Source organism: Phreatobacter sp. (genome assembly GCF_016793595.1).
Lineage (GTDB): Bacteria > Pseudomonadota > Alphaproteobacteria > Rhizobiales > Phreatobacteraceae > Phreatobacter.
The window spans coordinates 28,324-47,881 of the sequence record NZ_JAEULY010000018.1 but is presented as its reverse complement, the minus strand read 5'-3'; the positions used below and the strand labels follow the sequence as shown (position 1 = coordinate 47,881).

Genomic DNA, 19,558 nt, shown 5'->3' with positions numbered 1-19,558 from the left:
GAGGGAATTGGCGGGCCGCCCATCGGCGGCCATGATGGCTCCGAGCGGCGCAATCAGACGCCCCAAAATGAGGAACGTCCATGCGCCTGCCCTTCTTCTACGGCTGGGTCATCGTCGCGGTGACCTTCGTGACCATGGGCATCGGCGTGAATGCTCGCACGTCATTCTCGCTGTTCTTCTCGCCGATCATCGACGAATTCGGCTGGGAACGCGGGGTCACCGCAGGGGCCTTCTCCTTCGGCTTCCTCGTCTCCGCCGTGCTGTCGCCGCTCATGGGCAAGCTGATGGATCGCACCGGCCCGCGCACCGTGATGGAGCTCGGCGTCGTGCTGATGGGCGTCGGCCTCCTGATCGCGCCGCTGACGACGCAGCCCTGGCACCTCTACCTCACCATCGGCGTGCTGGTCGGCTCGGGGTCCGTCTGCCTCGGCTATTCCGGCCAGTCGCTGTTCCTGCCCAACTGGTTCGTGAGAAGCCGCGGGCTTGCCGTCGGCATCGCCTTCGCGGGCGTCGGCGTCGGCTCGATCACGCTGCTGCCCTGGGTCCAGTCGATGATCGACGGCGCGGGCTGGCGGCAGGCGAGCCTCGCCATGGGCATTCTGATCCTCGTCGTGCTTGCACCGCTCAACCTGTTGCTGCGCAAGCGCCCGGAGGATATCGGCCTGAGGCCCGACGGCGATGCGGCGCCCCTGCCCGGCGGCTCGGCCCCGCCCTCCAACATCCTCGACGCCAGCTGGGCCGCGACGGACTGGACGCTGTCGCGCGCGCTCGGCACCGCGCGGTTCTGGTGGCTGGCGCTCGGCTATTTCTGCGGGCTCTACGTCTGGTACGCGGTACAGGTCCACCAGACCAAGTATCTCGTCGAGATCGGCTTCGGCTCGACCGCCGCCGCATGGGCGCTCGGCCTCGTCAGCCTGCTCGGCATTCCCGGCCAGATCGCCCTTGGCGCGCTGTCCGACCGGATCGGCCGCGAATGGATCTGGACCATCTCATGTATCGGCTTCGCCGTCTGCTTCGCCGCGCTGATCGCGCTGGAAACCGCTCCGACCCTGCTGCTGGTCTATCTGATGGTCGCCGTGCAGGGCTTCCTCGGCTACGGCCTGACCTCGGTCATGGGCGCGGTTGTCGCCGAGATCTTCGCAGGCCGGCATTTCGGCACGATCTTCGGCACGGTCATGTTCGTGGCGCTGGCGGGGGGCGCGGCCGGTCCCTTCGTCACCGGCCTCCTGCACGATCTTCTGGGCAATTATCGCCTGGCCTTCATGATCGCCATCGCGCTGAGCGGTGTCTCGGCCGCTGCCATCTGGCTCGCCGGGCCGCGCCAGATCAGGGCCGTGGCGGGTCGGCTGAAGCCCGCCTGATCAGGATGCCGGCCGCTCCGCACGCGGCTGCGACGGCGTGAAGGCATAGACCAGGGTGCTCGCGATGAGCGCCGCCGCCAACGCCCAGTGCATCTGGGCGAAGGCTCCGGCCGCATCGAGCCCCTGCGCCTTGCCCCGGTCGATCAGCCAGCCGGAGCCTGTCTGTACCGCCGCCGCGCCCGCGATGAAGATGAAATTCATCAGCGTGATGCCGCGCCCGACGAGATCGTCGCGGAAGAACGGGCGGATATGGGCCATCAGGATCGTGTAGCTGAAGCCGCAAAGGCCGATGGCGACGAAGGCAAGCGCCGCCACGAACGCGGACTGCACGCCGCTGACTGCCAGCGCGATGAGGATCGCCGCCATCGCGACATTGCCGGCAAGCGTCACCGTCTTGGCGAAGCCGAAGCGGCTTTCCACCCAGCCGATGAAGAAGGCACTGGCGGCCATGCCCAGCGACATGAGCAGGGCAACCTGTCCCTGCTCCCACGGCCCGAGGCCGATCACCTGCTCCAGATAGGGTGCGACCCACAGACCCCTCAGCGCCACCATGATGGCGTAGCTGAAGAAGACGATGGGCACGAACATCCAGAAGACCGGCGTCCGGACGATCTCGCCGAGGCCGGACAGGATACCGCCCTTGCCGCGCTGGGCGATGCGCGGCGGGTCCCTCAAGAAAACCGCGGCCAGCACGAAGGCGATGGCGTAGAGGCCCGCCAGCATCATCATCGTACCGCGCCAGCCGAAGCGCTCGGCTGACAACACCAGCGGCGTCGTGCCGATCAGATTGCCGATGGAGCCGAAACCGATCAGCAGCGATGCGAGAAAGCCGAAGCGGTGGGGCGGGTAGTTGCGCGCGAAGACATAGAGCGCGCCCATATACATCGGCGAACAGCCGACCCCGATGAGGCCCATCGCGACGGCGCCGACGGTGGCGTTGGGCGCGAAGGGGAAGAGACAGACCCCGATGGCCCCGACCACCATCAGCGGCAGGACCGTGCGTCGCGGCCCGTAGAAGTCGAGCGCCCAGCCGACCGGGAACTGCATCAGCGCGAAGACGATGAACCAGGCCGAACTCATGACCGCGAGCTCGGTCGCGCCGATGTTCATGTCGGCCATGATCCGCGTCGCCAGAACGCTGAGGAACGAGCGGAAGAAGATCGAGATGATGTAGGCGAGGAGGAGCGCGGCGAAGGTCTGCATGGTCGGGTCAGGTCAGGCTCGACCCAGGGGACGGCGATACGGCGAGCCGTCCGGCAATAGCGGATCGCGCGGGATTCAGGCAGGCCGCGGGCGCGCGGCAGCATCCCGCCGCGCCTTTGCGGGCGCTTCAGCCCTGCCGCCCGCCCGAGGGCACCGACGATGTCGTGCCGGCGGGGTTCACGCCGGGCGTCTCGGTCGGATAGCGCTCGCGATAGTTCTTCAGGAAGGCGTCGAGCGTGTCGCGGTCAGCGATGGAGCGGGCGATTTCGCGGTATTCGACGCCACGCGCCTCGATCGGCGCGGTGACCACGTCGAAGGCGCGCTGGTCGGGCGTGTCCTTCATGGCGTCGCGCCAGCGCGCGCGCAGGCGGTCGAGGCCGAGATTGTCGTCGCTCAGCGCATAGCCGATGGCCGCGCGCAGGAGATGGCGTCGCTCCATCTCGGTGAGCGGCGCATTGCCACGCCGCGCCGAGACCCAGCGCTCGCTCTGCTCGGCGGATTCGCGGTGGCGCTGGGCGCTCCACAGGATATCCGCCCGCATCATCTCCGCTTCCGGCGTCCTCACCTCGCCGATCAGTTCCAGCGCCTGGTCGGCCCGGCCGGAATCGGCATGGGCGCGCGCCTCGAGAAGGTAGCGCTGCACGCGCAGTTCCTCCGGCAGGTCGGCGAGGCGCGTCTGGCGCAGAACCGTCAGCGCGGCGGCCGGCTTGCGGTTCATCAGGTGGACCAGCGCGAGTCGCGCCGCCACCTGGCTGCGGGCAGCACCCGAGAGCCGCCGGTCGATCTGATGCTGGAGCAGCGATGCCGCCTGATCGAGCAGGTCCATGGCCGCGAGGCGCTCGGCGAGCCGGCGGATGATCTCGTCGCCACGGCGGCCCTGCGGGGTCATGTCGCGGAAGTCGTAATAGAGCGCCAGCGCATCGACCGGCTTCATCTTGTCGGCATTGCCCTCAAGGAACAGCGCCTCGAAATATTTGGCGACGTCGTCCTGCATGCCGCGCACCGCTTCCGCGCGCGGGTGCGCGCGCATGGCCGTGCGCATGGTCGAAAACGCATCCCGGAACCGGCCCTGCTCCGCGTAGAGCTTCGCCAGAAGCGCCAGCGTGCGCGCTTCGATGTCGTCGCCGCGCCAGGCATAGCTCTGCGCTTCCAGCTCCTCGGTGGCGACCTTGCGGTCGACCTCGCCGAGCCGGATGCGTGTCGCCAGATGCCGCTGCTCGGCATCCGCCCGGACCGGCAGGTCGCTGCCGTTGGCAGCGCGCGCATAAGAGACCAGGGCGTCGCGATCCTGCCCCCTTGCCTCCGATACGCGCCCCCGCAGCAAGGCGAACTGCTGCTCGGCCTCGCTCGGCACGCCCACTTCCTGAAGTTCGGCCAGATGCTGGACGGCCTTCTCGATCGCCCCGGCATCGAGCGCGGACTGCACGGCATGGACGAGGATGCGGCGCGCCAGCGGGCCCGGCAGCGTGGCAATCGCGGTGTCGGCGGCCTCGAACGCCTCATGCGCCTCGCGCGGGCGGCCATCGAGGGAGAGCGCCGTCGCCCGCCACACGCCGACATCCGGCGCGGTCGCCATGGAGGGATGGGCGAAGTCGCGCAGCGCATCGTCGGCGCGATGCATCATGATCGAGACGACACCACGCAAACCCTGGATCGTGCCGTCCTCGGCGATACGCCGGTCCTGCCGGACGATGGCGTCGAGCACGGACTTGGCCTCGGCCCAGCGCTGCTGCGCCATGTAGAAGCGGACGAGCTCCAGACGCTTGGTGGTGCGCTGGGTCTCGTGTACCGCGGCCGCGGTGGAGACAAGGTCGCCCTCGCGCTCGCGAAATGGCGCCTGCTCGTCGGCCGCCCACAATTCGAGATCGAAAGTGATGGTGCGCGGCCGGCGCACGAGGCGCTGGACGGAGGGAGGGCGCGCGCCGCTGGCGCTCAGCAGCAGCCCGCGCGGGCGGCCGACATGGACGCTCTCGCCGGCAATCGTCACGGTCAGGTCGTCGGCGAACGGCTGGAAGACGAGGCCGTGGCTGCCCGCAAGCGCGGCGAATTCCACCATCTCGCGGGACTGGATGAAGGAACGGGCCGGGCCGGCCCCCGTCACCACGATCAGTTCGTCGCCGGCCAGCGGATCGGCAAGGCGATGGACCGCGCCGGCATTGGGAAACTCGGCGGTTGCCATGAGCCTGTCGCCGTCGCCCGTGGCGCGCATCAGGTGGACCGGCCTTGGCGGCTCGAGCACGGTGTCGGCCAGCGTCACGATCCAGGCCGCCCCGTCGCGGCCTGTGGAGGCGAGGCTCTGCCGTTCCAGTCCGATGCGGATCGCCGTGCCCTCGCGCGAGCGGGTCGCATCGACGGAGGTGAAGACGCCCGCCGCATCGCCCTGGAGGCCGGCGAGGTCGATCTTCTCGGCCGTGTCGAAGACCAGCCAGAGCGTGTCGCCGCGCTGGAACACCGCGCCCGGCGTCTCCTTCGAGAAGGGCAGCAGGATACGGATCGTGTCGCCGGCCCGGCGCGCCTGAACGGCGACGGGGCCTTCCGCGACCCGCGCCGGCTGCGCCGCCGCGGGCGGAGCCGTTTCGACGTGCGGCAAAGGCGGAGCGGCCGCAGCTGCGGGGGCGGCGGCGGCCGGAGCCGGCACGGTTGTCCGGGCGGCGAGCTGGGGCGGCGGTGACGGCGGCGCGGCCGGGGCCGCAGGCGCGGGCGCAGCCGCCGCGCGGGGCGCAGGCTGCGGCAGGACCGGCATCGGCACATTGCCCGGCAGGCTGGTGACGGCCGGCGGCATGGTCGAGGGGCGCGATGCGGCGGCCTGCGGGGCGACGGGCGCCGGACGCTGCTGGCCGCGCATGGTCAGGTCGACGACATAGGTGCCGTCCTCGCGGAAGGCGCGCACGTCGGCCTGCGGCGAAACGGCAAGGCGGATCACCAGTTCGTCAGCGCCGGTATCGGCCTCGATCTCGTTGACGAAGGGCGGCAGCGCATCGCGCACGTGACGCAGGTCCGCCGTGAACGGCTTGGCGATCCTGACAACCAGCCGGTCCTGCGCCCGATCGATGGCGACGCTGACCGGTTCCGGCAGATTGAAGACGAAGCGGGTGAAGGTCGGATGATTGCCGACGCGCACCGTCACCGGCGGCAGGGTGCGCGCGACGCGCTGGGCTTCAGCGGCACGGGCGCGGCGTTCGGCCTCGCGGGCGCGGCGGGTCAGTTCCTCGACCACCTCCATGGGCAGGCCGGGCGGCGCGCCGTTCCACGAATCCGGCATCATGTCGATGAACAGCCGCTCGCCGGCCTCCATCGAATTGACCGTGACGCGCTGTGACAGCGCGAAGCGCAGCGACTTGCCGTCGGGATCGCGGCGGACCGCCGAGACGTAACTGCCGAGCTGGCCCATCAACTGGCCGACCTGCATGTCGACCGGCTGCGAGAAGGTGATGACCAGAACGCCGCCCGATATCTTCACCTCGGCCGGCAATTGCTGGTCGAAATGGAAGACGACGCGGGCGAAACCGCCGGTCGTCGCGGCGGTTACCTCGGCCTTGGCACGGGTGGGGCGGGTCTCGCCGCTACCAGCCGGCGCCGGCTGGCCGAGGGCTGGCCGGGGCGGCAGGAGAATGACGGCATGGCCGATCAGGGCGGCGACCACGCCTCCCCTCGCCCAATGCCAGACGCATTTCGCGTTCCCGTCCATGGGATCGCGCCCCGCAACGCTTCGCCTGGCAACACGCACCGGCGTCCGGCCGCTCCGTGCCACCGGTCAGGGGTCATTGTGGGCAAACGTCATTAACAGGGCGTTTCGCTGCAACCGCCGGTCAGCGCGTCGGGCGGCCCTCGATCTTCGGCAGCGCGTCGGGTGAAATCTGGACCGGAGCGGCCGATGCCGTCTGGTTCGGGCGGCGCGCGAGTTCGGTGGTCAGGCGCTTGGCCGGGTCGGGTTGCATCTGGGCGATGATGTCGGCGAGCTTCGGCGGCCGCATGGCGCGCGCGACCTCGAGCAGGACCGACAGGTCCAGCGTGTCGAAGATGCGGGCTGCATCCTTCGGGCGCATGGTCTCGTACATGGAGACGACGCCACGGAAGCGGGTCTGCTCGGCCTCGTCGCGCCGCTGCTCGAGGCTGGCGATGCGGCCTTCCAGCTCGCGCAGTTCGTTGGCGCGCTGTTCGAGCCGACGCTCGGTGGCGCGCAGCAGGTTCTCGCGCATGTCCAGTTCGCGCTGGCGGGTGTCCAGCTCCTGGCGCCGCTCCTGCAGGCGCTCGAGGATGGCGCGCTCGGACGCGGAGATGGTCGGCGGCTGGGCCGTCGCGGGCAGCGGCGTCGGCGCGGCCGCCGGATTGGCCGCCGCCGGACGCTGGGCGGCGGCAGGCTGGGCCGCAGCAGGTTGGGCCGCGGCAGGCGTGGATCCCGTGACCAGCGAACGGTCGGCCGGGGATTCGATGCCGGGGATCGACGTGTCCTGCGCCATGACTGGGCGCGGCCCCGTCTGCGAGAGGTCGCCGCTGATCAGGCCGACGGCCTTGAGGAACAGGAGGCCGCCGGCGGCGACGGTGACGATGGGCAGAAGACGGAGGTCGCGCATCGCCGCCTCACGCCGCCCGGGTCTGGATGCGCGCCGCGAAGGCCGTGGCGGCGGCCAGCGTCGAGGCGGCGGTCGCGCTGCCCTCCGGGGCATCGCGCAAGGTCACCGGCACGATGGGCCCGGCGGCCGGAATCGGCAGCGTCGGGGCTGGCGTCTTCGGCCGGGCCGCCTCGGTGATCTTGGCGATCCGGTCGATGACCACCCGTCCGGCGGCCACCTCGCGATCGATGTCGGCCAGGAAACGCTCGGCGGTGCGCAGGCGCTCGCCCAGCGTGCCGTCGCATTCGCGGACGGTAATCTTGAGCCCCTGGATCGCGCGCTCGGCGATCTCGGTGGCGGTGATCAGTTCGGCAATGGTCGCCTTCAGCGACTGCTCGTCGGACTTCAGCAGCGTCAGCCGGCGGTTCAGCCGCACGCAATAGGCGATGGTGGCCGCGAGCAGCCCCGCCACCAGCAGTTCCACGATCATCGACATGGTGAAGCTCGACATCATGCCTCCTGCCCCGCGGATGAAATCTGTTCAAACTGCGTGAGCGTCGTGCGCCCGCGCCTGAGCGGCTTCTGGATACGCACCGCGACCTTGTCGCCGACGCGACCCATGCGGCCCTCGGTGAGCATTTCCTCGCCGCAGCGCACCTTGACCAGCGCGTCCGGCTTCATGTCGAGCATCAGCGTGTCGCCGACCTTGAGGTTCATCAGCCGGCGCAGCGGCAGCTCGCTTTCGTAGAGCACTGCCTCGACCTGCGTGCGCGCCTGGAAAATCTCGGTCGCCAGATGCCCCTCCCAGACCGGATCGCGGCCGAGTTTCTCGCCGACGAAGGTCTGCATCAGGCGATCGCGGATCGGCTCCAGCGTCGCATAGGGCAACAGCATCTCGATGGAGCCGCCGCGCTCCTCCATGTCGATGCGGAAGCGCACGAGGATGGCGGCATTGTTCGGACGCGAGATGGCGGCGAAGCGCGGGTTGGTCTCCAGCCGGTCGATTTTGAAATTGACCGGCGAGATCGGGCGGAAGGCTGCTTCCGCATCGGCAAGGATGACCTCGATCATCCGCTTGACGAGCCCCATCTCGATGGTCGTGTAGGGCCGGCCCTCGACGCGGATGGCGGTGACGCCGCGCCGGCCGCCGAGCAGCACGTCGATGATCGAGTAGATGAGGCTGGAATCGACGGTGGCGATGCCGAAATTGTCCCATTCCTCGGCCTTGAAGATCGACAGGATGGCCGGCAGGGGGATCGAGTTCAGGTAGTCGGCGAAACGCACCGCGTGGATGCGGTCGAGCGACACTTCGACGTTGTCGGAGGTGAAGTTGCGCAGGGATGTCGTGAGCAGCCGCACGAGGCGGTCGAACACGATGTCGAGCATCGGCAGGCGCTCGTAGGCGACCATGGCCGAGTCGATGATGGCGCGGATGCCGCCATTGTCAGTGAGCGCCAGGTCCTCGATCGAGAAGCCGAGGAGGTTGTCGATCTCTTCCTGATTGAGGATGCGCTCGGCGCCGCCCTTGCCGCTATGGGCATGGGCGACACCGTCCTCGCCGACGGTGTCCCAGCCCTCGGTGGCATCGCCACCCGCGGAGCCCTGCTCCTCGAGTGCCATGCCCCATTCGGCTGCCAGTGCGTCCTGGTCGATATCGCCCGCCATGCCCGCCTGCCCGTTACTGCACGACGATTTCGCGGAACAGCACGGCATTGACCCGCGCCGGATGGACCGCCGTGTTCACCCGCCGCGTGAGTTCGTCGCGCAGGCGGAAAATGCCGGCGGAGCCTTCGATGTCCGAGGGCCGCATCTCGCGCAGGTAGAGCTGGAAGGCGTCGACCACCCGCGGCATGATCGGCTTGATCTGGTCGGCGACCTTGGCGTCGGTCACTTCGAGGGCGACCTTGACGCGCAGGTACTGCGGCCGGTCCTGCCCCACGGACAGGTTCACGGTCATGTCCGGCAGGTCGACGAAAGCGACCGGCTTGGCGACCTCGGCCGGCTGCGCCTGGGCCGGCTCCGGCTTCTTCTTGAGGAAGAAGAACCAGCCGCCACCGCCCAGCAGCGCCACCATGAGGCCAGCGCCGGCCATCATGATCAGCTTCTTCTTGCCGCCGCCCGCCGGAGCTTCGCCCTCTTCGGCCTCGTCCATCTCGCCTTCGGGCTTTTTCGGTTTCTTCGCCATGACTTAAGCGCCCTTGAGTCTCTCGATGGGACGTTGCGGCCCGAATGGTTAACGGCTCGTTTATTTTCGTAAACGCGCGGCAAGATTTGCCGGGCCGAATGCGCCCGGGTGGCCATTCCTGCCGGGTACATAGTGAACGCTTTCCTGACTTAAGTGGTTGATTTTCCTTGAATCGGCCACTTGGCACGCCCGATGCCAGTGTTGATGCGGGCACCGATCGCCGTTTGGGAGAACGGTCCGGCGCCCGAGCTGGGGAGCACCGACGAAGGACCACCTTGGGAGAGGCGGAGACCGGGTCGGACAATCGGGGACAGGTCCAATGGAGAACATTGGTCTCGTCGGTCTTTCGCGGCAGGTCGCCCTGCAGCGCGAGCTCGACGTCATTGCGAACAACATCGCCAACTTGAACACGACCGGGTTCAAGCAGGACGATGTCGTGTTCCACGAATACCTGATGCCCGTTGCCCGGGACGACACGTTCCAGCGCGGCGGCGATCGCCGCCTGTCCTTCGTCTGGGACCGCGCAACCGCCACGAATATGGGCCAGGGCGCCATGGAGGCGACGGGCAACACGCTCGACGTCGGCATTTCCGGCCGCGGCCTGTTCGCCGTCCAGACCCCCGAGGGCGAGCGCTACACGCGCAATGGCTCCTTCGAGATCAATTCCCAGAACCAGCTCGTCACCAAGCAGGGCCAGCTCGTCCTCGGCGAGGGCGGCCCGATCAGCTTCGAGACGACCGATGTCGGCATCACCATCAGCCGCGACGGCACGATCAGCGCCCGCGACGGCACCGCCACCGGCCCGGCACAGACGCGCGGCCGCCTGCGGCTCGTCGAGGCCAATGGCCGCGGCAGCCTGCAGAAGGCCGGCGACAACCTGTTCTCGCTGACCGCCGGCGCGCAGGTGCAGCCAGTCACCGACCGCGACCTGCGCCAGGGCTTCGTCGAGAAGTCCAACGTCACGCCGGTCCTCGCCCTGTCCCGGATGATCGAGGTGACGCGCGCCTACCAGTCGCTCGCCTCCAGCATCGAACGCCACGACCAGCTCCGCCGCGACGCGATCCGCTCGCTCGGCAGCCTGACCTGAGGAGCCTGATCCATGCGCGCCCTCCACACCGCCGCCACGGGCATGAAGGCCCAGGAGCTCACCGTCGAGGTGATCTCCAACAACATCGCCAACATGCGGACCACCGGCTTCAAGCGCCAGCGGGCCGAGTTCCAGGACATGCTCTACGAGCACCAGCGCCGCGCCGGCACGCAGAACTCGCAACAGGGCAACCTCCTGCCGGTCGGCATTTCCATCGGCTCCGGCGTCAAGCCGGCCGCGACCTCCCGCGTGATGAGCCAGGGCAACGTCCTGCCGACCGAGAAGGACTACGACATCGCCATCCGCGGCGAGGGCTTCTTCCGCATCACCATGCCGGACGGCCGCACCGCCTACACCCGCGACGGCTCGTTCGAGCGCAATGCCGAAGGCCACATCGTCACGGTCGACGGCTATCCGCTGGAGCCGGGCATCTCCGTGCCCAACAACGCGACCTCGGTGACCATCTCGGCTGCCGGCGTGGTGCAGGCGACACTGCCGAACCAGACCGCGCCGCAAACCATTGGCCAGATCCAGCTCGCCCGCTTCGTCAACAAGGCCGGCCTCGAATCGATCGGCGACAACCTGTTCATGGAAACCGCCGCCTCCGGCCAGGCGACGACCACGACGCCCGGCACCGAAGGCGCGGGCACACTGCTCCAGAAGAACCTCGAACAGTCCAACGTCACGGCGGTCTCGGAAATCTCCGACCTGATCGCCGCGCAGCGCGCCTACGAAATGAATGCCCGCATCATCTCGGCTGCCGACCAGATGCTGCAGTCCACCTCGCAGATGATGCGCTGAGCCGGATCATGAAGCGCTTCGCCCCCCTTCTCGCCCTTGTCGCAGCGCTCACCACGCCGGCAGCGGCGCTGGCCCAGACACCCGCGCTGCGCGCCGAGGTAACGGTCTCCGCCGATCTGGTCCGGCTCGGCGACCTCCTCGACAATGCCGGCGACCATGCCCAGACCGCCGTCTTCCGCTCGCCCGACCTCGGCCATACCGGCCGCGTTCCCGCTGCCCAGGTGATCGATGCGGCCCGCCGCGCCGGCCTCGCCCATGTCGCGGCGGGAAGCATCCGTGAGGTCTCGGTCAGCCGCGCCGCCCGGATCGTGCCGCTGGTCGAGATGGAGGAGCGCATTGCCGCCAACCTCGCGCGCTCGCTGGGGCTCGCCGATTCCACCCGCGTCCAGGTGGCCTTCGACCGGGGCACGCGCCCGCTTGCGCTCGAACTGTCGCAGAGCGGCGAAATCCACGTCCAGCGCATCGACCACGATGTCAGGTCCGGCCGCTTCGAGGCCATGCTGGCGGTCGCCGGCGCCGAGAACACCGGCCCGTTCCGCATCGCCGGCGCGGCCAACGAACTCGTCGAATTCGTCGTGCCGGCCCGTGTCATCAACCGTGGCGAGGTGCTGCGCGCCAGCGACCTTGCGGTCGAGCGACGGCCGCGCAGCGAGATGGCGTCGCTCGCCTCCGACGCGGTCATCGCGCTGACCCAGGCGGTCGGCATGGCGGCCCGCCGGCCGCTCCAGCCCGAGCGCTCGTTCCGCGCCATGGACCTGATGCGGCCCGAGATCGTCGAGCGCAACGGCAATGTCCTGATCCTGCTCGACGTGCCGGGCCTCACCCTCACCGTTCGCGGCAAGGCGCTGGAAGCCGGCGCCGAGGGCGACACGGTGCAGGTGCAGAACCTCCAGTCGCGCAAGACGCTCCTGGGCGTCGTCACCGGCCCGGGCCGCGTCACCGTCCAGATGCGCGGCCAGCCCATCGTCGCCGCGAGCCGCGCGCCATGACCCTTCCCGATTCCCACCTTCCCGCTTCCCACCTTCCCTCGACCCGTCCCGCGTCAGGATCCGCCATGCGCATGTCCCGCCTCCTGCTGATCACCGCCGCGGCGCTCACGACAGCCGCCTGCGGCGCGCCGGACCGCCTCCGCAATATCGGCCGCGCGCCTGCCCTGTCGGCGGTTGAAAACCCGCAGGCCCAGCCGGGCTACCGGCCGGTCTCCATGCCGATGCCCGAGCCGCAGCCGGTCTCGCACAATCCGAACTCGCTCTGGCGCAACGGCTCGCGCGCCTTCTTCCGCGATCAGCGCGCCCAGCGCGTCGGCGACATCCTCACCATCAAGGTGAAGATCACCGACCAGGCCACCGTGCAGAACACCACGACCCGCTCGCGCAACAACACCGAGAACATGGGCATGACAGGCTTGTTCGGGCTGGAGAACGCAGCGCGCCTGCGCGGCATGGATCCGTCCAATCTCGTCGCCCTCAACGGCCAGACAGGCAATGAGGGCCGCGGCGCCATCAACCGCTCCGAACAGCTGGTCACCAATGTCGCCGCCGTGGTCACGCAGATCCTGCCGAACGGCAATCTCGTGCTGGAGGGCAAACAGGAGATCCGCGTCAATTTCGAGGTTCGCGAACTGATCGTCGCCGGCATCGTCCGGCCCGAGGACATCGAGAGCGACAACACCATCGACAGCGCCAAGATCGCCCAGGCCCGCATCGGCTACGGCGGCCGTGGCCAGATCACCGATGTCCAGCAGCCTCGCTACGGCCAGCAGGTCATGGACGTCCTCCTGCCCTGGTAAGCCTCCCGCCTTTCCCCGCTCCAAGCATTTCCCAGCTCCAAGCCTTTCCCAGCTCCAAGCCGTCCCCGCTCCCCAGGCGTCAACGGCGAACCGACGCCGCCCGTGCTCTCCCACACGGGCGGCGTTCGGCGTTTCAGCAGCCCGAAATGACAACGGCCGCCCGAGGGCGGCCGCTGCTCCGAACCAGTGCGTGATGGCTTACTCGTCCCGGTAGACCCGCTCGCGCCGCTCGTGACGCTCCTGCGCCTCCAGCGACAGGGTGGCGATGGGGCGTGCTTCGAGGCGCTTCAGCGAGATCGGCTCGCCGGTCTCCTCGCAATAGCCGTAGGAGCCATCCTCGATGCGGGCGATGGCCGCGTCGATCTTGGCGATGAGCTTGCGCTGCCGGTCACGGGCGCGCAGCTCGATGGCGCGATCGGTCTCGGAAGAGGCCCGATCGGCAATGTCAGGGTGATTCTGGTTCTCGTCCTGCAGGTTCTGCAGGGTTTCCTTGGCTTCCCGGAGGATGTCCTCCTTCCAGGATTGCAGTTTCCTGCGGAAATATTCCCGCTGCCGCTCGTTCATGAACGGCTCCGAATCCTTCGGGCGATAGTCCGCTTCCAACGCCAACGTCATTCAACGAACCCCTCGATGAATCACGAGCCGCGAGGCCCGCGTTTCGGCGCGCTCATAGCACCCGTCCCAAAAGCAGACAACCGCAAAGCCGGTCACGGAACCGTCACGCTTGGGGACAGTCGAGCAGGAACCGTGCCAGAAGGCAGGCAGCGGCTGCGGTTCAAGGGCTCGGGACGATGCGCGGTTCAGCCCGTCTTGGCCGCCGCCTCGCGCTTGGCGAGTTCCACCTGAGCTCGCAGGTCGATTTCGGCGAGCAGGCCGTCGAGGCCGTCGTCGCCGGTGCCTTCCAGGTGCTGGGCCGTCAGACCGCGCAGCTTGAGGAGCACCGAGGGCATGGGCTCGCCGGACAGCATGGCGAGCTTGAGGTCGTCAAGCAGGTCGAGCGACTGGCGCCCCCGGCTCATCGCCCGACGGCGGCGCTCGCGCCGGTCGTCCGGCTGCATGCCCTGCACCGCGAGCAGCGTCTCGAGGCCCGCGGCGGCGACCGCCGGCCGGCCGGCACCGGCGGTCTGCGTCTCCGGCTTCGCCGCTCCCGGCAACTCGAAAGCCGAACGGGGCCGATCCGTGCGCTGCGGCTGCTGCGAGGTCTGGACCGCGCCGATCGGCGGCGGTGTCGTGATCCGCATCGGTCCCCTCCTTGTCAGGTCCACATCCGGGACGGGCGCTTCATCAAGGCGCAACCCGCCTTTCTCAAGGGTTAAGAGAGCCCGGTCATGGTTAAGGGGCGGTTAATGCCCGGCAAAAGCTGCCGGGCGGCAGGAGAACGGACGCCTCCCGGTCACCATCAGGATAAACGGCGATAACAATTTCAATGACTTACGAAGTTATCGGCCTTGGCACGCATCGTGCGACGCAGGCGGGAACATGAATGGAGCAGCCATGTTCCGCCGTCTGGCAATCGCCCTCGCCCTCGTCGCCCTCGCCGTCCCGGCGCCTGCGGCCGCTTCGACGTCGCGCATCAAGGACCTCGTCGATGTCGAGGGCGTGCGCGAGAACCAGCTGATCGGCTACGGCCTCGTCGTCGGCCTCAACGGCACCGGCGACACGCTGAACAACTCGCCGTTCACCCGTCAGTCGATCCAGTCGATGATGGAACGGCTCGGCGTCAACACGCGCGGCATGAACCTGCGCACGGCCAATGTCGCGGCGGTCATGGTCACCGCCAACCTGCCGCCCTTCTCCACGCAGGGCACCCGCATCGACGTGCGTGTCTCGGCCATGGGCGATGCCCGTTCGCTGCAGGGCGGCGAGTTGCTGGTGACCCCCCTCGTCGGTGCCGACGGCGAGGTCTATGCGGTCGGCCAGGGCGCCGTCGCAATCGCCGGTTTCCAGGCGCAGGGCGCGGCCGCCAGCATCACCCGCGGCGTTCCGACCGTCGGCCGCGTTTCCAACGGCGCGATCGTCGAGCGCGAGGTCAATTTCTCGATCAACCGCATGGCCTCGATCAAGCTGGCCCTGCGCAACCCCGACCTCACCACGGCCCGCCGGATTGCCGGCGCGATCAACGACTTCATCGGCGCGCCGACCGCCGAACCGACCGATCCGGGCACGATCCACGTCAAGGTGCCGCAGCGCTTCGAGGGCAATATCGTCAACCTGCTGACCGAGATCGAACAGCTGCGCGTGCAGCCCGATCAGGTCGCCAAGGTCGTCATCGACGAGGCCTCCGGGATCATCGTCATGGGCAAGGACGTGCGCGTCTCGACCGTGGCGGTGGCGCAGGGCAACCTGACCGTGACCATCTCCGAACGTCCGCAGGTCAGCCAGCCGAACCCGCTGGCACAGGGCCAGACCGTCGTCACCCCGCGCACCCAGATCCAGGCGACCGAGGACGGCAAGCGTCTCGCGCTCGTGCGCGAGGGCGTCTCGCTGCAGGAACTGGTCGACGGGCTCAATGCACTGGGCATCGGCCCGCGCGACATGATCGCCATCCTGCAGGCGATCAAGGCGGCCGGCGCCCTCCAGGCCGAAATCGAGGTGATGTGATGGCGAGCACGATTGCCGACCGCGCCGTCCTCAACACCTACACGCCCGCCGCCGCCAAGGTCGCCGGCTCCCGGGAGCAGCGCGCCTGGGGCCAGGCGCAGAATTTCGAGCAGGTGTTCCTCAACACGATGTTCGGGCAGATGTTCACCGGCATCGGCACGGAATCCCCGCTCGGCGGCAAGCACAGCGAAGCCTGGCGCGGCATGCTGGTCGACGAATATGCCAAGTCGGTCAGCGCGCAGGGCGGCGTCGGCCTCGCCAACCACATCTACCGCGAACTCGTCAGTGCGCAGGAGGCCGGCGCCCGGCGCCTGCCGGCGACGCCGGCCCTCCCCGCCTCCACCGCCCTGCCGAGGTCGTGATGAACGAGCCGCTCGATCTGAAGCCGTCCGCCGCCATCGCCACGATCGCCGAGGCGGCCGCCTTCATCCAGAGCCTGCGCCATACCATGGCGGAGCTTGCCGCCGTTCTCGCCGACGAGGCGGCCGCGGTCCGCGCGGCGCGCATGCGCGACGCCGCTCCGTTGGAACCACGCAAGGCCGAGCTGTCGCGTCGATACATGGCCGAGCTTTCGGTGCTGAAGGCCAATGCCGCCTATCTGAAGCGGGTCGCCGGACCTGCCCTCGCCATGGTCCGGGCGGAGAACGAGGCGCTGCAAAGGGCGCTCGAAGTGAACCTTGCCGTCCTCGCCACCGCCCATGCCGTGGCCGAGGGCATCATCCGCCATGTCTCGTCGGCGGTTCAGGCGAAGCGCGCGCCGGCGGGCTACGGCGCGAGCGGCCGGGCCACGACCCCGCCGCCGATGATCGGCTCGCCGATGGCAATCACCCGCCAGCTCTGAGATATCGGCAAGTCCGGCGATATCGCAGAAGCCAATTCGTTAAGATTGCGCGGGATTTTTTCCGCCCGGATTCACCATATGTCCTAACGTCACCTTAGGACACGCCCCGTATTGTCCGGCACTCGGGAGAAGAGGGATCACGAGGTCCCACCCCCACAGGGAGTTCCGGTCATGGACATCGCGTCCCATCGACCGGCCGTCGGATCGAATTCAGCCGGGCGGCCGGAAGCCGTGCAGTACCGCGAGGCGGTACGGACGGAATTGCCCCGCGAGCAGCGGGTTACGCAGCCTGTCGGTGCGGGAGCATCGACGGGCGCTGACGATCGTCGCGCGGGCGATTTCGCGGCGCGCGACGCGCGCATTCTTGCCGACCGCAAGGCGCGCATGGAGCGGATCGCCGATACGGTGCGGGAATCGCTCCAGCGCCGGATCGAGAAGGACGACGCCGCCGGCATGCTGGTCTATCGCACCGTCGACAAGGTCACCGGCGAGGTGGTTCGCCAGTTTCCCGACGACATGGTGCTGAAGCTCAAGGCCTATGCCCGCGAAATGGCGCGCAAGGACGAGGCCCAGTCCGCCGAGCAGCGGGTCGAACGCGTCGCCTGACGGTTGAGCCTTCCGCACGTCGCAGCCGCCGCTGGGCGGTTTTCGGTGCTTCAGCGCGGCCTGGCCGCGGCCTTCCTCGGCGCCAGCAGGATCAGGGCGACACCGGTCAGCACCACCGCGGTCCCGAGGACCATCCTGAGGTCGAAGCGGTCGCCGGTGACGATCACGCCGAGACCGATGGCCATCAGCGGGCACATCAGCGTCAGCGTCGAGATCAGGTTGGCTTCGTATTTCCGCACCAGCGTATAGAACAGGCTGTGACCGAGCAGCGATACGGCCAGCGCGACATAGGCGAGCGCCCCGACGAAGAGCCAGCCGCCCGCCAGCGCGGCCTCCACCTGCCCGGTCTCCAGCACCAGCGATCCGAAGGCCAGCGGCACGGAGGATGACAGCCCGACCCAGGCCTGAAACTGCATCGGCTGGACGTTCTCCATCTTCTTCATCAGCACCATGCCGAGCGCCGACGTCATGGCGCTGGCGAGCACGAAGATCAGGCCGAACGACAGCGTGAAGCCGCGCGGGTCGTACATGACGGTCACCGCGCCGAGAAAGGCGAGCGCGATACCGACGCCGCGCCTCCAGTCGATCCGCTCGCCGAGCATGAAGACCGACAACAGGGCGGTGATCGGGACGCCGAGCTGCGTGACCACGGCCGCGCTCGCTGGCGTCGCGGACATGAGGCCGATCGACACCAGGCCGAAGCCGCCCGCCCCCATGCACAGGCCGACCATGACGATGCGCAGGCGCGGCCGCGGCCAGGGCAGCAGCCAGGGCAACGCGAACAGGAAGACAACCGCAAAGCGGAGGGCGGAGAAGAACAGCGGCGGCAGATGCAGCACCGTCAGCGCCAGCTTGGTCGCGACGAAATTGGTCGCCCAGACGAAGCAGACGAAGACAAGGATCGCGAAGTCGCGGGCGAGCATCCTTTTCGCCTAGCGACTGGCGGGCCTGCCGCGCAACGGCGGACGCCGCGCGGCAGTCATGCGCTCATCCTTTCGAATAGCGAAAGCTCAGCCCGGCGAGATCATCTTGCGGGGATCGACGAGCGTCTCGTAGTCGGCTTCCGTGACGAGGCCGGTCTTCAGCGCCTCCTCCTTCAGCGTCGTGCCGTTCCTGTGCGCGGTCTTGGCGATCTTGGCGGCGTTGTCATAGCCGATCTTCGGCGCGAGCGCGGTCACCAGCATCAGCGAGCGCTCGACGCCGGCCCTGATATTGTCCTCGCGCGGTTCGATGCCGACGACGCAGTTCTCGGTGAACGACACCGCCGCGTCGGCCATCAGCCGCACCGATTGCAGGAAATTGTAGGCCATCACGGGATTGAACACGTTCAGCTCGAAATGGCCCTGGCTGCCGGCGAAGGTCAGCGCGGCATTGTTGCCGAAGATCTGCACGCAGACCTGCGTCAGCGCCTCGCACTGGGTCGGGTTGACCTTGCCCGGCATGATCGAGGAGCCCGGCTCGTTCTCGGGCAGGGAGAGTTCGCCGAGGCCGGCGCGCGGGCCCGAGCCGAGGAAGCGGATATCGTTGGCGATCTTGAACAGCGAGGCGGCGACCGTGTTGATCGCGCCATGCGAGAACACCATGGCGTCGTGGGCCGCCAGCGCCTCGAACTTGTTCGGCGCGGAGGTGAACTTGAGGCCGGTGATCGCGGCGATGCGGTCCGCCACCATCTCCGCGAAGCCGACCGGCGCATTGAGCCCGGTGCCGACCGCCGTGCCGCCCTGCGCGAGCTGCATCAGGCCCGGCAGCGTCTGCTCGATGCGGGCGATGCCGTTCTCCATCTGCTGGGTGTAGCCGGAGAACTCCTGCCCGAGGGTGAGCGGCGTGGCATCCTGCGTGTGGGTACGGCCGATCTTGACGATGTCCTTCCAGGCGACGGCCTTGTCGTTCAGCGCGTTGCGCAGCAGCTGGAGCGCCGGCAGCAGGCGATGAACGATCTCCTCCGCGCAGGCAATGTGCATGGCCGTCGGATAGGTGTCGTTCGACGACTGGCTCATGTTGACGTGGTCGTTGGGATGGACCGGATTCTTCGAGCCCATCTCGCCGCCCAGCATCTCGATGGCGCGGTTCGAGATCACCTCGTTGGCGTTCATGTTCGACTGGGTACCCGAGCCGGTCTGCCAGACGACCAGCGGGAAATGTGCGTCGAGCTTGCCCTCGATCACTTCCTGCGCCGCCTTGACGATGGTCTCGCCGATGGGTCGGTCCAGCCGGCCAAGCGCCATGTTGGTCTCGGCCGCGGCCCGTTTGACGATGCCGAGCGCCCGGACGATCGGCACGGGCTGCTTTTCCCAGCCGATCCTGAAATTGCCGAGCGAGCGCTCGGCCTGCGCGCCCCAGTAACGGTCGGAGACGACCTGGATGGGGCCGAACGTATCGGTTTCGGTGCGGGTTGTCGGCATGGATAGGCCTCCTCGAGACGGGCTGATGCTGGCGGGTCATCGACGTCGCGGACGCCTTCCGCGCGGTCTCGATCGGCGCTGAGATAAGCCTGCCGGGCACGGGAGGCAATTCGCGGCGGCGGCCGCCCC

The 19,558-nt window shown here is 68.6% G+C and carries 19 protein-coding genes; 9 read left to right on the top strand and 10 right to left on the bottom strand.

All coding sequences use genetic code 11. The features are described 5' to 3' along the window. Positions 1-80: 80 nt before the first annotated feature. Positions 81-1,361, top strand: a complete 1,281-nt coding sequence (locus JNK84_RS18665) for an MFS transporter (RefSeq protein WP_293426552.1) — start codon at positions 81-83, stop codon at positions 1,359-1,361. Here the strand turns inward: JNK84_RS18665 and JNK84_RS18660 are convergent, their stop codons facing one another. The 6 genes from JNK84_RS18660 to fliL all read right to left on the bottom strand — a co-directional run bounded on the left by JNK84_RS18660 (position 1,362) and on the right by fliL (position 9,302). Continuing rightward, on the bottom strand, positions 1,362-2,564 hold the full coding sequence (locus JNK84_RS18660) for an MFS transporter (protein WP_293426549.1): 1,203 nt from the start codon (positions 2,562-2,564) through the stop codon (positions 1,362-1,364). It abuts the gene before it with no gap. Between the two features lie 127 nt (positions 2,565-2,691). Then, a complete protein-coding gene (locus tag JNK84_RS18655; protein WP_293426544.1) occupies positions 2,692-6,207 on the bottom strand; it encodes a hypothetical protein in 3,516 nt (1,171 codons plus the stop codon). Between the two features lie 166 nt (positions 6,208-6,373). Beyond that, the gene (locus tag JNK84_RS18650; RefSeq protein WP_293426541.1) at positions 6,374-7,138 is read right to left on the bottom strand and encodes a MotE family protein; all 765 of its coding nucleotides are present in this window, start codon (positions 7,136-7,138) and stop codon (positions 6,374-6,376) included. A 7-nt stretch (positions 7,139-7,145) separates the two neighbouring features. Beyond that, complete coding sequence (locus JNK84_RS18645) at positions 7,146-7,628, bottom strand: DUF6468 domain-containing protein (RefSeq protein WP_293426538.1); 483 nt, start codon at positions 7,626-7,628, stop codon at positions 7,146-7,148. Further along, positions 7,628-8,782, bottom strand: coding sequence for a flagellar motor switch protein FliM (gene fliM, locus JNK84_RS18640; protein ID WP_293426535.1), 1,155 nt, complete (start codon positions 8,780-8,782; stop codon positions 7,628-7,630). Before fliM ends, JNK84_RS18645 begins: the two co-directional genes overlap by 1 nt. A gap of 13 nt (positions 8,783-8,795) precedes the next feature. Then, entirely contained in the window at positions 8,796-9,302 is a 507-nt protein-coding gene (gene fliL / locus JNK84_RS18635; RefSeq protein ID WP_293426532.1) for a flagellar basal body-associated protein FliL, read from the bottom strand. A 319-nt stretch (positions 9,303-9,621) separates the two neighbouring features. Here fliL and flgF point away from each other — a divergent pair, with 319 nt between their 5' ends. The 4 genes from flgF to flgH all read left to right on the top strand — a co-directional run bounded on the left by flgF (position 9,622) and on the right by flgH (position 12,979). Beyond that, positions 9,622-10,389: a flagellar basal-body rod protein FlgF gene (flgF, locus tag JNK84_RS18630; RefSeq protein ID WP_293426529.1), complete on the top strand. Its 768-nt coding sequence runs from the start codon at positions 9,622-9,624 to the stop codon at positions 10,387-10,389. A 12-nt stretch (positions 10,390-10,401) separates the two neighbouring features. Then, positions 10,402-11,190, top strand: a complete 789-nt coding sequence (flgG, locus tag JNK84_RS18625; RefSeq protein WP_293426527.1) for a flagellar basal-body rod protein FlgG — start codon at positions 10,402-10,404, stop codon at positions 11,188-11,190. Positions 11,191-11,198: 8 nt separating this feature from the next. Further along, entirely contained in the window at positions 11,199-12,179 is a 981-nt protein-coding gene (gene flgA / locus JNK84_RS18620; RefSeq protein ID WP_293426524.1) for a flagellar basal body P-ring formation chaperone FlgA, read from the top strand. A 65-nt stretch (positions 12,180-12,244) separates the two neighbouring features. Next, positions 12,245-12,979, top strand: coding sequence for a flagellar basal body L-ring protein FlgH (flgH, locus tag JNK84_RS18615; RefSeq protein ID WP_441343271.1), 735 nt, complete (start codon positions 12,245-12,247; stop codon positions 12,977-12,979). Positions 12,980-13,177: 198 nt separating this feature from the next. Here flgH and dksA read toward each other — a convergent pair whose 3' ends face one another. After that, on the bottom strand, positions 13,178-13,594 hold the full coding sequence (dksA, locus tag JNK84_RS18610) for an RNA polymerase-binding protein DksA (RefSeq protein WP_293426521.1): 417 nt from the start codon (positions 13,592-13,594) through the stop codon (positions 13,178-13,180). 185 nt (positions 13,595-13,779) lie between these two features. Then, a complete protein-coding gene (locus tag JNK84_RS18605; RefSeq protein WP_293426518.1) occupies positions 13,780-14,220 on the bottom strand; it encodes a flagellar assembly protein FliX in 441 nt (146 codons plus the stop codon). 238 nt (positions 14,221-14,458) lie between these two features. Between JNK84_RS18605 and JNK84_RS18600 the strand changes: the two genes are divergently transcribed. The 4 genes from JNK84_RS18600 (at position 14,459) to JNK84_RS18585 (ending at position 17,027) form a co-directional block, all read left to right on the top strand. Beyond that, the gene (locus JNK84_RS18600) at positions 14,459-15,580 is read left to right on the top strand and encodes a flagellar basal body P-ring protein FlgI (RefSeq protein WP_293426515.1); all 1,122 of its coding nucleotides are present in this window, start codon (positions 14,459-14,461) and stop codon (positions 15,578-15,580) included. Beyond that, positions 15,580-15,942 (top strand): rod-binding protein, encoded by a 363-nt coding sequence (locus JNK84_RS18595; protein ID WP_293426512.1) that lies wholly within the window; start codon positions 15,580-15,582, stop codon positions 15,940-15,942. The genes JNK84_RS18600 and JNK84_RS18595 overlap by 1 nt, the downstream gene beginning before the upstream one ends. Further along, the gene (locus JNK84_RS18590; protein ID WP_293426509.1) at positions 15,942-16,421 is read left to right on the top strand and encodes a hypothetical protein; all 480 of its coding nucleotides are present in this window, start codon (positions 15,942-15,944) and stop codon (positions 16,419-16,421) included. Before JNK84_RS18595 ends, JNK84_RS18590 begins: the two co-directional genes overlap by 1 nt. 171 nt (positions 16,422-16,592) lie before the next feature. Further along, positions 16,593-17,027, top strand: a complete 435-nt coding sequence (locus JNK84_RS18585; RefSeq protein WP_293426506.1) for a flagellar protein FlaG — start codon at positions 16,593-16,595, stop codon at positions 17,025-17,027. A 50-nt stretch (positions 17,028-17,077) separates the two neighbouring features. Here the strand turns inward: JNK84_RS18585 and JNK84_RS18580 are convergent, their stop codons facing one another. Continuing rightward, positions 17,078-17,950, bottom strand: coding sequence for a DMT family transporter (locus JNK84_RS18580; protein ID WP_293426503.1), 873 nt, complete (start codon positions 17,948-17,950; stop codon positions 17,078-17,080). A gap of 87 nt (positions 17,951-18,037) precedes the next feature. Beyond that, positions 18,038-19,429, bottom strand: coding sequence for a class II fumarate hydratase (gene fumC, locus JNK84_RS18575; RefSeq protein WP_293426500.1), 1,392 nt, complete (start codon positions 19,427-19,429; stop codon positions 18,038-18,040). Between the last annotated feature and the right edge of the window lie 129 nt (positions 19,430-19,558).

Bases quoted from the DNA above. Each gene is read 5' to 3' on its own strand.
- JNK84_RS18665 (WP_293426552.1), top strand. From the start codon at position 81: ATGCGCCTGCCCTTCTTCTACGGCTGGGTCATCGTCGCGGTGACCTTC.
- JNK84_RS18660 (WP_293426549.1), bottom strand. From the start codon at position 2,564: ATGCAGACCTTCGCCGCGCTCCTCCTCGCCTACATCATCTCGATCTTC.
- JNK84_RS18650 (WP_293426541.1), bottom strand. From the start codon at position 7,138: ATGCGCGACCTCCGTCTTCTGCCCATCGTCACCGTCGCCGCCGGCGGC.
- JNK84_RS18645 (WP_293426538.1), bottom strand. From the start codon at position 7,628: ATGTCGAGCTTCACCATGTCGATGATCGTGGAACTGCTGGTGGCGGGG.
- fliM (WP_293426535.1), bottom strand. From the start codon at position 8,782: ATGGCGGGCGATATCGACCAGGACGCACTGGCAGCCGAATGGGGCATG.
- fliL (WP_293426532.1), bottom strand. From the start codon at position 9,302: ATGGCGAAGAAACCGAAAAAGCCCGAAGGCGAGATGGACGAGGCCGAA.
- flgF (WP_293426529.1), top strand. From the start codon at position 9,622: ATGGAGAACATTGGTCTCGTCGGTCTTTCGCGGCAGGTCGCCCTGCAG.
- flgG (WP_293426527.1), top strand. From the start codon at position 10,402: ATGCGCGCCCTCCACACCGCCGCCACGGGCATGAAGGCCCAGGAGCTC.
- flgA (WP_293426524.1), top strand. From the start codon at position 11,199: ATGAAGCGCTTCGCCCCCCTTCTCGCCCTTGTCGCAGCGCTCACCACG.
- flgH (WP_441343271.1), top strand. From the start codon at position 12,245: ATGCGCATGTCCCGCCTCCTGCTGATCACCGCCGCGGCGCTCACGACA.
- dksA (WP_293426521.1), bottom strand. From the start codon at position 13,594: ATGACGTTGGCGTTGGAAGCGGACTATCGCCCGAAGGATTCGGAGCCG.
- JNK84_RS18605 (WP_293426518.1), bottom strand. From the start codon at position 14,220: ATGCGGATCACGACACCGCCGCCGATCGGCGCGGTCCAGACCTCGCAG.
- JNK84_RS18600 (WP_293426515.1), top strand. From the start codon at position 14,459: ATGAATGGAGCAGCCATGTTCCGCCGTCTGGCAATCGCCCTCGCCCTC.
- JNK84_RS18595 (WP_293426512.1), top strand. From the start codon at position 15,580: ATGGCGAGCACGATTGCCGACCGCGCCGTCCTCAACACCTACACGCCC.
- JNK84_RS18590 (WP_293426509.1), top strand. From the start codon at position 15,942: ATGAACGAGCCGCTCGATCTGAAGCCGTCCGCCGCCATCGCCACGATC.
- JNK84_RS18585 (WP_293426506.1), top strand. From the start codon at position 16,593: ATGGACATCGCGTCCCATCGACCGGCCGTCGGATCGAATTCAGCCGGG.
- JNK84_RS18580 (WP_293426503.1), bottom strand. From the start codon at position 17,950: ATGCTCGCCCGCGACTTCGCGATCCTTGTCTTCGTCTGCTTCGTCTGG.
- fumC (WP_293426500.1), bottom strand. From the start codon at position 19,429: ATGCCGACAACCCGCACCGAAACCGATACGTTCGGCCCCATCCAGGTC.